This is a genomic window from Dyadobacter sp. OTU695 (assembly GCF_038440355.1).
GTDB lineage: Bacteria > Bacteroidota > Bacteroidia > Cytophagales > Spirosomataceae > Dyadobacter.
Genome location: NZ_JASATN010000006.1, coordinates 282,127 through 296,809, shown reverse-complemented (window position 1 = coordinate 296,809; position 14,683 = coordinate 282,127). Strand labels below are relative to the sequence as shown.

Annotated in this window: 10 protein-coding genes and 1 pseudogene; 4 read left to right on the top strand and 7 right to left on the bottom strand. The window is 50.8% G+C overall.

The window, feature by feature from the left end; genetic code table 11:
• Window positions 1-8: 8 nt before the first annotated feature.
• Window positions 9-746, bottom strand: a complete 738-nt coding sequence (locus AAHB90_RS14395) for a DNA-formamidopyrimidine glycosylase family protein (RefSeq protein ID WP_342085898.1) — start codon at window positions 744-746, stop codon at window positions 9-11.
• Window positions 747-848: 102 nt separating this feature from the next.
• Between AAHB90_RS14395 and AAHB90_RS14390 the strand changes: the two genes are divergently transcribed.
• Both AAHB90_RS14390 and AAHB90_RS14385 read left to right on the top strand, forming a co-directional pair.
• Complete coding sequence (locus tag AAHB90_RS14390) at window positions 849-1,058, top strand: hypothetical protein (RefSeq protein ID WP_342085897.1); 210 nt, start codon at window positions 849-851, stop codon at window positions 1,056-1,058.
• 42 nt (window positions 1,059-1,100) lie between these two features.
• The gene (locus tag AAHB90_RS14385; protein ID WP_342085896.1) at window positions 1,101-2,264 is read left to right on the top strand and encodes an AI-2E family transporter; all 1,164 of its coding nucleotides are present in this window, start codon (window positions 1,101-1,103) and stop codon (window positions 2,262-2,264) included.
• 60 nt (window positions 2,265-2,324) lie between these two features.
• On the opposite strand, the gene AAHB90_RS14380 is transcribed toward AAHB90_RS14385, so the two are convergent.
• Window positions 2,325-3,338, bottom strand: a complete 1,014-nt coding sequence (locus AAHB90_RS14380; protein ID WP_342085895.1) for a ScyD/ScyE family protein — start codon at window positions 3,336-3,338, stop codon at window positions 2,325-2,327.
• A gap of 201 nt (window positions 3,339-3,539) precedes the next feature.
• Between AAHB90_RS14380 and AAHB90_RS14375 the strand changes: the two genes are divergently transcribed.
• Window positions 3,540-4,118 (top strand): O-methyltransferase, encoded by a 579-nt coding sequence (locus AAHB90_RS14375; protein WP_342085894.1) that lies wholly within the window; start codon window positions 3,540-3,542, stop codon window positions 4,116-4,118.
• A 179-nt stretch (window positions 4,119-4,297) separates the two neighbouring features.
• Entirely contained in the window at window positions 4,298-5,485 is a 1,188-nt protein-coding gene (fdhA, locus tag AAHB90_RS14370) for a formaldehyde dehydrogenase, glutathione-independent (protein WP_342085893.1), read from the top strand.
• A 61-nt stretch (window positions 5,486-5,546) separates the two neighbouring features.
• On the opposite strand, the gene AAHB90_RS14365 is transcribed toward fdhA, so the two are convergent.
• The 5 genes and pseudogenes from AAHB90_RS14365 to AAHB90_RS14350 all read right to left on the bottom strand — a co-directional run bounded on the left by AAHB90_RS14365 (window position 5,547) and on the right by AAHB90_RS14350 (window position 14,681).
• Window positions 5,547-6,443, bottom strand: a complete 897-nt coding sequence (locus AAHB90_RS14365; RefSeq protein WP_342085892.1) for a Nif3-like dinuclear metal center hexameric protein — start codon at window positions 6,441-6,443, stop codon at window positions 5,547-5,549.
• Between the two features lie 119 nt (window positions 6,444-6,562).
• Window positions 6,563-6,649 (bottom strand): annotated as a pseudogene (locus AAHB90_RS32800) (hypothetical protein); the annotation flags it as partial.
• Window positions 6,650-6,750: 101 nt separating this feature from the next.
• A complete protein-coding gene (locus tag AAHB90_RS14360; RefSeq protein ID WP_342085891.1) occupies window positions 6,751-9,441 on the bottom strand; it encodes an ABC transporter permease in 2,691 nt (896 codons plus the stop codon).
• Window positions 9,434-12,064, bottom strand: a complete 2,631-nt coding sequence (locus AAHB90_RS14355) for an ABC transporter permease (RefSeq protein WP_342085890.1) — start codon at window positions 12,062-12,064, stop codon at window positions 9,434-9,436. Before AAHB90_RS14355 ends, AAHB90_RS14360 begins: the two co-directional genes overlap by 8 nt.
• Window positions 12,057-14,681, bottom strand: coding sequence for an ABC transporter permease (locus AAHB90_RS14350; RefSeq protein ID WP_342085889.1), 2,625 nt, complete (start codon window positions 14,679-14,681; stop codon window positions 12,057-12,059). Before AAHB90_RS14350 ends, AAHB90_RS14355 begins: the two co-directional genes overlap by 8 nt.
• Between the last annotated feature and the right edge of the window lie 2 nt (window positions 14,682-14,683).

Here is a 14,683-nt window from a genome sequence, read left to right as displayed (position 1 = left end):
GCCCAATATCAATCATACAACCGCTGGCAATTCTCGCAAAAGTAACTCCTCCGTTTTGTCCGCCCCAAGTACTCTTTATGAAACGGAATATCGCACCGCGGGCAGATCTTCTTCGTATGCGCCAGCCAGTGTTTCTTTAAAGTAAATTCCTTTTTCCATTCCAGAAAATCGAAAGCGTAGTTTCGCGTTTCTTTGACCAGTTCCTTCAATTTAGCGACGGGGATTTCGCCCAGTTTGCTTTGCGGGTGCGTACGTATGCGGAACAGGACTTCGTTTTTGATGATGTTGCCGCTGCCGGCGAATATGTTTTGATCCAGAAGAGCATCGCAGGCAAGCATTTTCGGATTCTCCTTTAACTTTTTGAATGCGGCGGCGGGCTTCCAGGTTTTGGACATAATGTCTGCCGACCAGTCGTAAATTTCATGAGCGGGCTGCTCGATCAGCTGGACGGACGAAGTGTAAAAATTCAGTTCGTGGTCATCGAAAATCAGGCTTAGCCTGGGCGGAGTTTTCTTCTGTTCGTCGATCAGGTAGGAGCCGAAAAGCATGAAATGAATGCGGACGGTAAAATCCTTGAAGCAAATCAGGAAATGTTTTCCCCATGATCTGAAATCAGCCACCTTCTCTCCGATCAGTCGGTCTTTATCGATCTTCGAATTCCCTTCCACGTGTCGGATGGTCTTTCCCTTTAGCCCCAGTTCTTCAACGGCTTCCCTTAAAATTACAATGGACGGTCCTTCGGGCATCTGCGGCGAATTTGGTTTAGTGCAACCGGTTTAAAGAATAATGCCAGGTAACTTCGGCACGCTTATTGATAAGCTCCTTAAAACCATCAGCAATCATTAACTATGCGCAATTTCATGATTACCATTGCTTCCACTTCGGAAAAGAATATCCTGACTTTTGAAAGGCATCTGATAGCGTCTGAGACGTATCCGAGCCGGTCGTACGTCACCAACGTGGTCAACCGCGGCGGGCCGGAGCAGGCTCGTGGGGAGGTGATTTCGATCGTCGAACTTTCGGATCAGGACGTCCGTGAGTATGAGGGCACTGAATAGCCGCCCACGTAAACCTTACTTTTCATCTCTGACACCTTCTATATGGGATTATTTTTTAAAAGTCGCAAACCCGAATCCGCCCCTGAGCTGCCCGAATGGCTTACTGCAAAAGACGGCTTTCCTTTCTACATTAAGGCTCCGATGGTGTTCATCGGGCTTTATTTGTTTTTCAATACCCTCAATCTGTTGCAGGAGATCATTGTCCCATTTGCATTCGCCGGACTAATCGCTGTGTTGCTTAATCCGGTTTACAACCGTTTTCAGAAGTGGAAGTTCAATAAGATCCTAGCCATTGTGCTCACAATTTTTCTGGCAATACTCGTTGTGGGCGGTATTATGTTTTTTCTGTCCTCTCAGATCGTTCAGTTCGGCGATATGATCCCTCAACTGGAAAAGAAGGCCTTGAAACTACTTGGTAATTTGCAGGTTTGGCTGTCGACAAGTTTTGGTATTTCCACAGAGAAGCAAATGAGTATGCTCGATGAGGCAGTTAATAACAGCCGGACCTATGTGGGAAAGACGGTCAACACACTTTTCGGCATTATCAGCTTTTTTGTACTGATACCGCTCTACATATTCCTTCTCTTATTTTACAAGCCGTTGATCCTGAATTTTATATTTGAGGTTTTTGATGAAGATAATTCGGATCAGGTGGCCGAAATCTTGCAGGAAACCAAGGGTGCAGTGCAAAGCTATATAGTAGGGCTGATGATCGAAACAACGATCATTGCTACACTGAATTCGGTTGCATTGCTCATTTTGGGTGTGCAGTACGCCCTGCTGCTGGGTGTGATCGGGGCGATCTTAAATCTGATTCCCTACATCGGAGGCATAATCGCGATCGCATTGCCCGTTCTGATTTCCTTCATCACAAAGGACGGATATACCACACCGTTACTGATCATTGGAGCTTACACAGTGATCCAGTTTTTGGACAACAACATCATAGTTCCGAGGGTGGTCTCCTCAAAGGTCTCAGTTAATGCATTGATTTCCATATTGGTCGTTTTGCTTGGAGGTACGCTTTGGGGTGTGAGCGGGATGTTTTTATCGATACCTTTTGTGGCCGTTTTAAAAATCATATTCGACCGCATTGACGAGCTTAAACCGTGGGGCAAATTGCTGGGCGATACGATGCCGGACGATCCACCGGCCAAGGTCGTAAATCCGCGCGAGGCGGAAGACGACCAGCAAACTTTGCTGTAAACAAAAACAGGCAGGCATTCGAGCGAACACCTGCCTGTTTTGCATTTAATATGTTGTAAATCAATAATCCAGTTTCTTAATAGTGCCATCACCAAGGCTAAGCACATAAAAAGTGCGGTCACCCCAGCGTTTGATGTCTGTCGGCCTGTCGAGTCCGCTGAACAATACCATTCCGTCTTCATTGAGCACCGAGCCGGTATTTGCCTTAAAACCCGGAGGATTGCCCGGGCCGCCCGGAGGCATTGTGAAATCAGCATAATGTAGCAGAAGCGGTTTGTTATTGACAGTCAAAGTCAGATGGGTCAGGGTGGTGAACCCAGATTTGTAGGGAACCATCACGCCGCTCGTGTTAACCTTATAGATATTTGCCGCGCCCGGTGAGAATGGAAATCCAGTCAGGCTGCTCAGCACGAAGTGAGTACCATCAAAAACAATCCCGGTGGGAACAGGGTCCCTGTTGGGCGCCACGGGAGGGAAGGTCGTGAAGAGACTGAGCGTATGGGTGTCCTTGTCGCGTTTGATGACCGCGTTGGCGCCAGCATCGGCTATGTAGAGATGTCCATCCGGTCCCTTCGTCAGGCTGAATGCATTCGAGTTGTTGTCAAACGTGAGATTGAGCGTAGATACGAACGCCCGGATATTCTCTTTGGGAATCGTGTTCTTGTCAAGCGCTGGGGCTCCGGAGCTGAACCCGGAAACATCGATGATGTACAGAAAGCCTTCCACGCCGTGAAGCAGGTATATTGTGCCGTTTTCGTAGTATAAGTGGCTGATTCCCTCAACATTACCCTGGTTAATGATGGATTGAAAACCAGTGACAACAGTTGTTTTGACCCCGCCGGATGTAATCATCACCAATGCGCCGTCGTTTTGCCCGGTACCTCCTTCGGTTACCCAAAACTGGCCTTTTTCATCGATAGCCATCCCGATGGGAGCACGGAGGCCGCTTGTAAAGCTGCTTACACTGAATTGAGTGGGTTCGGGGACTGGTTCGCCGTGGTCGGTACAGGCGATCATGACCGCCGTGGTGGCCATGACGGCAAATGCAAGGAATGAGAGGAAATGCTTTTTCATCGCGGTTGAGTTTAGAGTGGAATAGATGGGAATGTAATTTGTAGAAGCTGGTGCCAAAAGTAAGGTTTTGATCTAGCCTACTCATTCAATAACTGGGTGGTTTTCCGTGGATTATTAAGCGGTAAATCTTTTTGTTCGGCCCTTTCAAATGTCACTAAATATTGATTTTTTGCAGTTTTTAAATCCACCACCAAACATCTTATGAACCAGGATATCCGCCAGCCGTTACCGGCTGCCTACCTTTCCATCGACCAGGCAACCCAAGCCTCCGGTTTCACGATGGCCTCCGACATTTACACCTGTTCGTTACTCAAAACGCTGGCCGCCTCCAAGCCGGGCGGTAAGTTCCTCGAACTCGGTACCGGCTCGGGCCTCTCCACATCCTGGATCCTCGACGGTATGGACGCGCATTCCACGCTCGTTTCGATTGACAACGACGCCCGCTTCCTCGAAATCGCCGAAAATCACCTCGGCGGTGACCCGCGCCTGACGCTAGTGCACACAGACGGCGAAGAATGGGTGAACGCGCATCTCGATGAGAAGTATGACTACATTTTCGCTGATACATGGCATGGAAAATACCTTTTGCTGGATGAAGTGCTCAACATGCTCAATCCTGGCGCATTTTATATCATCGACGACATGCTGCCGCAACCCAACTGGCCCGAAGGACACGACCAGAAGGCATTGAAACTCATCGAATACCTCGACAGCCGTCAGGACCTGGCCATTACCAAACAGGTGTGGGCGACCGGCATTATTCTGGCCGTCAAGCTCTGAGGATTCCGATGTTTCCTATGATCTCCCAAAATAGCCCTCTGGCACAATCAGAGGGCTATTTGTAACTTTTTGTGGTTTATGTAGGAGTAAATAAAGGTGCAATAGGGCTTGACTTTGATAATTGTAAGATCATCTTACAATTATCAAAGATTTAGTACTAACCCTTAAATCCTAGGCTTATGTGTCAAAATCACGGAGTAGCTTACATCAGGCCCGGCGAGGTCGAAGTGCAGGAAATCGAGTATCCGAAGCTGTCTATCGGTGACCGGAAATGCGAGCACGGCGTCATCCTGAAAATCGTTTCCACCAACATCTGCGGAAGTGATCAGCACATGGTTCGCGGGCGCACGACCGCACCTGCGGGCCTCGTTCTCGGGCACGAGATCACCGGCATTGTGATCGAAGCGGGCCGCGACGTCGAATTTATCAAAGTCGGAGATCTGGTGTCGGTGCCCTTCAACATTGCCTGCGGCCGCTGCCGCAACTGCAAGGAAGGTAAAACCGGCATTTGTCTCAACGTGAACCCCGCACGCCCGGGCGCAGCGTACGGGTACGTAGACATGGGTGGCTGGGTAGGCGGGCAGGCCGAGTACGTGATGGTACCCTATGCCGATTTTAACCTTTTGAAATTTCCGGACAAAGACCAGGGAATGGCCTATATCAAGGACCTGACCCTGCTTTCCGATATTTTCCCGACGGGCTATCACGGCGCCGTCACGGCCGGAGTAGGGCCGGGCTCGATCGTGTACGTCGCGGGCGCAGGTCCGGTGGGCCTCGCATGTGCGGCCTCCTGTCACTTGCTTGGGGCTGCGGTGGTAATCGTTGGCGACATGATCCCTGAACGCCTAGCGCAAGCCGCCAGCTTTGGGTGCGAGGTGATCGACCTCACCAAAGACACGCCTCTGGAACAAGCCATTGCCGAAATTATCGGCGTTCCCGAAGTAGATTGCTTCGTGGATTGCGTAGGCTTCGAAGCCCGTGGTCACGGTGCGCACGCCGTCGAAGAACGTCCCGCTACCGTTCTGAATACGGCCATGGCAGTTACCCGCGCTGGTGGTGCCATCGGTATCCCGGGCCTGTACGTCACCGGCGACCCCGGAGCCAAAGATAAAGCCGCCCAGGAGGGCAGCCTCAGCATCCGGATCGGTCTGGGCTGGGCCAAATCGCACTCGTTTTACACAGGACAATGCCCGGTGATGAAATACCATCGTAACCTGATGAACGCCATTCTTTACGATAAGATCAAAATCGCAAAGGCTGTGAATGTGGAAGTGATTACCCTGCAAGACGCGCCGCGAGGCTATGCGGATTTTGATAAGGGTGCGGCGAAGAAGTTTGTGATTGATCCGCACGGAATGATTGCTTGATCTTTTATGCAAAAACAGAAAGCGGCCCCTGACTTTTGAGATCAGGGGCCGCTGCTATTTCTCAAACCCACTGAAACGGGTCCCCCGATGCCACGTGCGTCACTTTCAATCCGCTAACTTTAGGCTGTAACCATTCCACAAAATACTCCATTCCCGGCTCTTCACTCACGGCGTGTCCAAGCACGATCAGCGCCATTTTCGAGCCGAGTAACCTTCCGTCGCGGGCGTATTCGACACCTTCCCATTCCGGGGTTTCTCCGACGATGAGGACATCGGGTTTTTCGGCTTCCGCGATCGATACCTGCCGTTGGCCACCCGCAGCTCCGGGCATGATCGCGAGTTTGGAGCATTGTTGGCCCAAATCACCAACGACGCGCAGCTTTTGAATGCCCAACTTATTTTTGAGATGCTTCACTAAATCTCCCAATGTCATTGCGGGGATAGTCAGTGCAGGGGATTCGTTTTTATAATATTGCGTCCAGCCCGCTTTTTTTACCACGCCGTAACGGATTGCGTCGGGTTTCAGCGAGTGGCAGTAGTCGTGAAAGCGCCAGACGGCGATTTTGTGCTTTTCGAGCAATGCCTGCTTCTTTTTAACGATTTCATTGTGTTTTATCCATTCCGGATCGTCGCGGTGGTTGTAGAAGGTCGGTTCGTGGGCAATGATGAAATTGGCTTTCAGCTTTGCGGCTTGCTCTATGACGCTCGCGGTGGCAAACATGGTAGTGACGATGCCGGTCACGGGCAGGTCCGAACTGCCGGATTTAATGGTGTCGACCGTATCCGGGATCGGTTTCAGATTGCCTTCTTTGAGAATCATGTCGATGATTTGCTGCACGGTGTATGCCTTGGGAGTTGCGCCGGAGAGCATTTCGGGAGCGAGGAATGTAAATACGCCGGCGGATGCAGCCTTGCTTAAGAATCGGCGTCGTGGGATAAATTCGGATTGTCGGGTCATGGAAACACCATTAAGAGTATAAATAAAAGAGGCCGGTTGCCCAGCCTCCTACTTGTCATGCTTAGTGGATTTCATCAATTTAGTTTCTTTTTTCTTCGCTTCTTCTTTTTTGGGGATCGTCAGCCGCAGTGTACCGTTTTTGTATGCGCGGTGATGCTGTCTTCATCCATTGCGTCTTTAGGTAGCACTAACGTCCGTTGAAACGATTGATAACTGAATTCCCGACGACTATAATTTTCCTTCTTATCTTGCTGATTGTTCTCTTCGGCAAGAAGATTGTCAGCGTACTACTATCGATACCGCCATCTCATTCACTGCGCAGGCTTTTTACGGGATTTGTCAGGGCCGCCCGGATGCTTTGGAAGCTCACGGACACGAATGCGATGGCGATGGACAATGCTGCCGCGATCACAAACATCCACCATTCGACGTCGATGTGGTAAGCGAAGTCATTAAGCCAGATGTTGATACCGTACCAGGCGATAGGGGCTCCAATGACGACGGCAAACAGCACCAGTTTGAGGAAATCCCTCGAAAGCAAGGCTACAATACCGGAAACAGTGGCGCCAAGGACTTTACGGACGCCGATCTCCTTAGTACGCTGTGCGATGGTGTATGACGAGAGCCCGAAAATACCCAGCGACGCGATCAGCACGGCGAGTATTGAAAAGAGACTGGAAATTTTGCCAAAAATCCGGTCTTCCTTGTACTGTTCATCGAAGTGCTGGTCCATGAAAAAATAGTTGAAATTGTTGCCCGGGAAAAAGTCGTTGAACTTTTCGTGTACCATGGCGATGCTTCGTGCCGGGTCGGAAGCGGTGATTTTGATGGAGATAAAACCGGAGAGTGTATAGAATGGCGCGAAAACGATGGGTTCTATGGTGTGTTTAAGGGATTGTTGGTGAAAGTCACTCACAACGCCGACGATATCCCATTCCTTGCCATTGAACAGGAATTTCTGGCCGGCCGCGTCGGCAGCATTGGCAAACCCGAGCAGTTTCGCAGCCGACTCGTTCAGAATGGCGCTTTTGACTTTGCCCGAGTTCGGGTTGGAGTCGCCAGGAAGGAAATTGCGGCCGGCAAGGAGCGGTATTTTGTAGGTGTCAAAAAAGTCGGCGTCGACCTGCATGCGGCTAAATGTAACGCCTTTTTCATCGTTCGAACCGATCCTCCGGAAATTAAAGCTGCGGCTTAGCCGGTTACCAAATAAATTCCCGGAAGCACTCGCCATTTGTACGGAGGGAATGCGTTCAAGCTCGGTTTTAAAGCTGTTAATACGGTCAATAGACGTCGAATCCCAGCGCGTTAGTTCCGGCCCGCGGATAACCAGTACCTGGTCCATATTGAAGCCCAGCTTCTCCTGGCGCATGAATTTGAGTTGTTTAGAAACAATGAATGTACCCACGATTAGCACCATCGAAGCCGTATATTGGAATACAACTAGCGACTGCCGCACCCAGATCCCTTTCGCAGAGCGTTTGAATGAACCCTTCAGAACCTGGACGGCCTTGAACGATGACAGTGCGAATGCGGGGTAAAAGCCCGAAAGCAGGATGCCGAGCAGGAAAACGCCTGTAACGATGAACGCAAAACCCTGCCCACCGAACCCTGCGCCGGTCAGCATCGCGAATGACAACGGTCTTTCGATCAGGTGGTTCAAAGCGGGTTGCAGCAGCAATGTCAGCATGATACCCAGGCTAAGTCCCAGCAGGTTCAGTACGACAGATTCGGACATGAACTGGCTTACGAGCTGCCACGAAGTTGCGCCGGCAACCTTACGTATGCCTACCTCACGCGCCCGTTCAAGCGACCGGGCGGTAGCGAGGTTAATATAGTTGATCCAGGCAATGAGCAAGATAAATACTGCGATTGTGAGCATCGTCCAAACCGCCTTACCGCTATTGACTTGCCCGATTTCATACTCGTAGTCCGAGAAAAGATGTGCTTTGCTGAGCGGTTGTAGAAAAAACTGCTCCACACTGCCGGAAACCTTGCTGCCGTGGAAATGCCGTTCGCTGAATGCAGGCAACTTTTTCGCCAGTGTTGCCGCATCCACGCCAGGCCGGAGCTTCATATAATGCCATACATCGGAACTTTCCCAGCTTGTTTTAATCCATTCGCCCCAGGTTTTAGTGAGCGTTTCGAAAGACATCAGTGCACCAAATTGCAAATGCGATGTCGCTGGAAAATCCTTCATCACCCCCGTGATCTGGTACTGTTCGGTATCCAGATCCACGACGATTGTTTTCCCTATCAGGCTTGCATAGTCGTTCGGACCGGCCTGGAAAATCCGTCGGGCATTGGTTTCCGAGATCACGATCGAATGCGGCGCTTTTAACGCCGTTTCGCGGTCACCGGCAACGAGTGGAAAAGTAAAAAGTGACAGGAAGCGCTCGTCGGCATAAGCCCCTTTCGCCTCAAAAATGCGACGATCCTTTTGCAGGCTGAACGTTCCCGGGTTCGCGATAGTGGTATAATTTTCAATTTCGTTGAAATCTTTCGCCATTGCAGCCGCCACAGCCGGGTAGGTGATCGTGCCATGCTGGATGAGTTTACCTTGCTGGAAACGATCGTTGGTAACGCGGTAGATACGGTCGAAATCCTTGTTAAACCGGTCGAAGTTCAATTCAAAGCTTACATACTGCAGGATCATCAGGCAGGCCGTGATACCGGCGACCAGTCCGGTAATGTTCATCGCAGAAAAACCTTTGTTCTTCCACATATTGCGCAGGGCGATTTTAAAGTAATTCCGGATCATATCAAATGGAGAAACAGAAGGTGGCGGATATTTGGATACTTCTTTTTTGAATGCGAAGGGGCGGGCGAGGCTGAATACGTCGCGTACATAACGCGAGCGGGCATGCCCCGCCCCGTATAGGCGCATACGTTGCGTGAAAAGCTCGTGAAGATCACCTTCGAGCTCCTCGATCAGGTGCGGCGCACAAAACAGCCGCAGTATGCGGCCCGGCCAGCGAGGGGGAAATGGGGGCTTATTCACTGCGAAGGCTTTTGACAGGGTTCATCAATGCGGCTCGAATGCTCTGAAAACTGATTGTTGCCAGCGCTACAAGTGCGGAAAGCAACGCCGCCGTGACAAAGACCCAGGCGCGGATATCCGTTTTGTAAGCAAAACCTTCCAGCCAGCGGTGCATCACAAACCACGCCAGGGGTGCAGCTATGACAAATGCGATGGCGACCAGTTGGAGGAAATCTTTGGACAACAGGCCGACTATACTCGCCGCGGATGCGCCCATAACTTTGCGGACACCGATCTCCTTGGTGCGCTGAACGGTGGAGTAAGAGGCCAGACCAAGTAAACCCAGGCAGGAAATGAAGATCGCCAAGACGGCAAAATTCAGAAAAAGTGCTTCGAAACGCTCGTCGGCGCGGTATTGTCGATCGAAGAACTCGTCAAGGAAGTAGTAGCTGAACGGCCTGTCTGGATGCATGGCTTTCCATCGGTTCTCAATTGATGCGAGGGTCTGCTTGGGATTACCTCCGTCGACTTTGACGGAAAGCAGCTCGCCGTTCCAAAAGTCGATCATGCGAAGGGTTAACGGTTTGATGTTTTCCTGCAATGACTTGAAGTGGAAGTCTTTAACAACACCGATGATAGTTCCCTGCCGGTCCCATTGATCGAACTTTTTACCGACGGCCTCACCTGGCGAGTGGTAGCCGAGTACTTTCGAGGCCGTTTCATTGATTATGAGCGATCGAGTGCTGTCAGAGCTGAATTGTTTCGAAAAGGCCCTTCCAGCCACTATTTCTAATCCATACTGTGGTATGAAATCGAAATCTACACGGTAGACGTCCATGTTGCCGGCTTGCATTTCGCCATTTCGGTTTTCCACCTTCGAATATGCCTGCGGGTTCCAGCTGCCTGGTACCGCCGAAGATGCAGCGGCCGATTTTACGCCCGCAATATCCTGTATAGAGGCCTCAAAGACGTTGCGTTCACGGCCGGTACCTGCCCGCACAACGAGTGTCTGATCCTTAGAGAAACCAAGGTCATAGCTGCGCATGAAATCGAGCTGGGTATATACGACGATGGTTGCGATAATCATTGTGATAGAAACGGCAAACTGCGCAGTTACCATGGCTTTGCGGAGCGTCATACCCTTCAAGCTGGTCGTAAAGCGACCTTTCAGTACCTTCACAGGTTCAAAGGAAGAAAGCACAAAGGCAGGATAAACGCCTGCAAGCAATCCAACTATCAGCGCCATCGCGAGTTGGATGCCTATGAAGGGCAACTCAAAGATAATTCCCTTGCTGATTTCCTTGCCGGCCAATGCATTGAAAGCAGGCAGTAATGCCGTTGAAATCATTGTGGATATTATGAATGCAACGATACAGATCAGTACCGACTCGCCAATAAACTGTATGGCTAGTGCCCCCCTGGCCGCACCAATCGCCTTGCGCACGCCTACCTCACGCGCACGCTCGACCGAACGTGCCGTGGTCAGGTTTACAAAGTTGATACAGGCAATGAGCATGATAAAAATGGCGACCACAGTGAAAATGTAGACATTGTCCATACTGCCGGATTCGTCCGATATGCGATTGGAATGCAGATAAATATTCAGTAGAGGTTCCATCTCGATGCTGATTTGCATCTGCTGCTCGGCCATCAGCTTACCGGCATGGGCTTGCAGGAATGCCGGAAATTTGCCTGCCATTGCAGCCGGATCGGCGCCCGGTTTGAGCAGCGCAAATGCGATCGCGCCAAAGCTGCCCCATTCGCGTTCGATGTTCTTGTCCTGATGGGCCGTGTAAGTGCTCATGGAAACGAAAATGTCTCCCTTGATCTGCGAATTGGCTGGGGGATCCTGCATCACTCCTGTAATCAGTGCCGGCTCGCTATTGTCGCCAAAAAGCAGCGTCTGGCCCATCGGGTCACTGTCGCCAAAGTATTTGCTGGCCGCGGTTTTGGTTAAAACCAGGCGTAAAGGCGCCATCAGTGCAGTGTTTGGATCACCCTCCAATAATTTAAGATCAAAGACCCTGAATAGTGTCGAGTCAGCGAATACGGTGTTCTCCTCATTGAACCTCAGATCACCTTTCCGGAACAGGGTTTCATCCTTTCGTACACGAACAATTGCCTCTACTTCGGGGAATTCGTTCTGCATATTTGGCGCCATTGCCCAAGGGCTGATTGCATAATGCAGTGTTTCAGAGCTGGTTTTAACATCCGCGGCGAGGCGGTAAATACGGTCAGCCTTTTTGTTGAACGCATCATAGGTCAGCTCAAAATGCACGTATAATGCAATAAGAAAGCAGGCGGTCATGCCGGCTGACAGTCCCAGCACATTAATGAAGGAGAATAGCTTGTGCTTGGCCAGGTTACGGAAAGCGATTTTTAAGAAAATACGGATCATGGCTGGTTGAGTGAATGCAGGTTTCGGATATTTTTCTGGTTTTTCCTTGATGGCAAACGGGCGCATCAGCGATAGTACGTCACAGACGTAACGCCTGCGGGCTTCGCGCGTCCCTTGTGTGCGGACACGCTGTGCGAAAAGTTCCAGCAGGTCGCCTTCCAGGTCATCTGCCAGGCGGGAGGCGCAGAACCAGCGCAGCAGCCGCGTAGCCCATCGGGGTGGTTGTTGATTTTGCAAGTTATTCACTGCGAAGGCTTTTAACAGGGTTCATCAATGCGGCGCGAATGCTTTGAAAACTGATTGTGGCCAGCGCCACAAGTGCGGAAAGCAGCGCAGCTGCGACAAAGACCCAAAGATCGATAGCCGTTTTATAGGCAAAACCTTCCAGCCAGCGTCGCATCACAAACCACGCCAGAGGCGCTGCAATGAGGAATGCAAGTCCAATTAATTGCAGAAAATCTTTGGATAGCAGACTGACGATACTTGCCACAGAAGCCCCCAAGACTTTTCTGAGACCGATCTCTTTTGTGCGCTGAATGGTAGTATAGGAGGCAAGTCCAAGCAGGCCCATGCAGGAAATGAAGATGGCCAGGGCTGCAAAGTTTAGAAAAAGTGCCTCAAAGCGCTCCTCAGCGCGGTATTGACGGTCGTAGAATTCATCGAGGAAATAGTAGCTGAAAGGCCTGTCGGGGTATTGCATTTTCCATTGCGTTTCAATTGCTTCCAGGGTCGCCTTTACATTGCGGCCATCAAGTCTGACCGATAACAGGTCGCTGTTCCACGGATCGAGCAAACGGAAAGTCAGTGGTTTTACATTTTCCTTTAACGATTTAAAATTAAAGTCTTTAACAACTCCGACAATCCTGCCGTTACGGTCCCACTGACTGAATTTTTTGCCAATTGCCTCGCCCGGGAAGCGATATCCAAGCAGTTTCACCGTCGCCTCGTTGACGATTAGCGCTTTGGTGCTGTCAGAGGTGAATTCGTTCGAAAATGGCCTGCCTGCCACTACTTTCAGGTCGTACTGGGGAATAAAGTCAAAGTCGACGCGATAAACGTCCAGGGTTGCTATCTGCATTTCGCCCCTGCTGTTTTCAAGCTTCGAGTGGGCCTGTGAATTAGGTCCCCCAGGAACCGCCGAAGAGGCTGCAACAGACCTGACACCGCTTAAACCTTGCAGTTTTGTTTTCAATGCATTACGGCCATTTCCAGAGCCTGGCCGGATTACAATTGTCTGATCCTTGCTAAAACCCAGCTCATGGCTGCGCATGAAATCCAGCTGCGAGTAGACAATCATCGTACCAATAATCAAGGCGATCGAAATGGCAAACTGCACGGTAACCAATCCTTTCCGAAGCATTGCCCCTTTGCCGCTCGTTGCAAACTTGCCTTTCAGAACCTTGACAGGCTCGAATGATGAGAGCACCAGGGCGGGATAAATGCCCGACGCCAGTCCGATCAGCATTGAACCCAGAAACAAAATGCCAACGGAAAGCGGCTCCTGGGCAAGCCCGCCACTGATCGTCTTGCCGGAAAGCTCGTTAAACAATGGGAGCAGTGCAGTGGCAAGTATTACGGAAAATAGAAAGCTTAGAAACGACATCAGCAGCGACTCGCCGATAAACTGCCGCGCGAGCAGCCACCTTCCGGCGCCCACCGCCTTGCGCACGCCGACCTCCCGGGCGCGTTCCAGCGACCGTGCCGTAGTCAGGTTGACGAAGTTGATACAGGCAATGAGTAAAATGAACACAGCGATGATGGTGAAAGTATAGATGTTTTCTATGCTCCCCGACTGTTCGGCTTCCCGTTTGGAATGCAGGTAGATATCCCGAAGTGGTTCCAGTAGCAGCGCCATCGATATGTTTTCCTGTTGCATCAACCGGCCCATGTGGCTGTGCAGGAATGCGGGAAATTTTCCTGAAAGTGTGGAAGGATCCGTTCCCGGTCGTAAAAGCAGGTACGTAGTAGTGCCGAAATTGCCCCACTCATCATTTACCGCCGTGTTGTAGTGGCGCGTATGGGTGGTCATGGAAAGCAATACGTCACCCCGTAATTGCGAGTTCACCGGAGGGTCTTGCATTATACCGGTGACCTGGGCAGCATCCCCTTTGTCCCCTACAAGAAGTATCCCTCCCATGGCGGGCCGCTTTCCGAAGTATTTTTTTGCCGCACTTTCGGTTAGTACCACGCTGAACGGGGCCTTCAATGCGGTTCTCGGATCGCCTTCAAGCAATTTCAGGTCAAATACCTGGAAAATCGACGAATCGGCGAGCAGCGTGCTTTCTTCATTGACTTTGACATCGCCTTTCCGAAAAAGATAGCTCTGTTTACTAACCCTGGTAAATGCTTCTATTTCAGGAAAGTCATTTTGCAGGGAGGGGCCGAATGGCCATGAAGTGATACTGTATTGCAGCGTACCAGCTGAAGATTGGACATCCGCGGCGAGGCGGTAAATACGGTCAGCCTTTTTGTTGAACGCATCATAGGTTAGCTCAAAATGCACGTATAATGCAATAAGAAAGCAGGCGGTCATGCCGGCTGACAGTCCCAGCACATTAATGAAGGAGAATAGCTTGTGCTTGGCCAGGTTACGGAACGCGATTTTTAAAAAATTTCGGATCATGGCTGGTTGAGTGAATGCAGGTTTCGGATATTTTTCTGGTTTTTCCTTGATGGCAAACGGGCGCATCAGCGATAGTACGTCACAGACGTAACGCCTGCGGGCTTCGCGCGTCCCTTGTGTGCGGACACGCTGTGCGAAAAGTTCCAGCAGGTCGCCTTCCAGGTCATCTGCCAGGTGGGAGGCGCAGAACCAGCGCAGCAGCCGCGTAGCCCATCGGGGTGGTTGAACAGGGGCGCTCATGA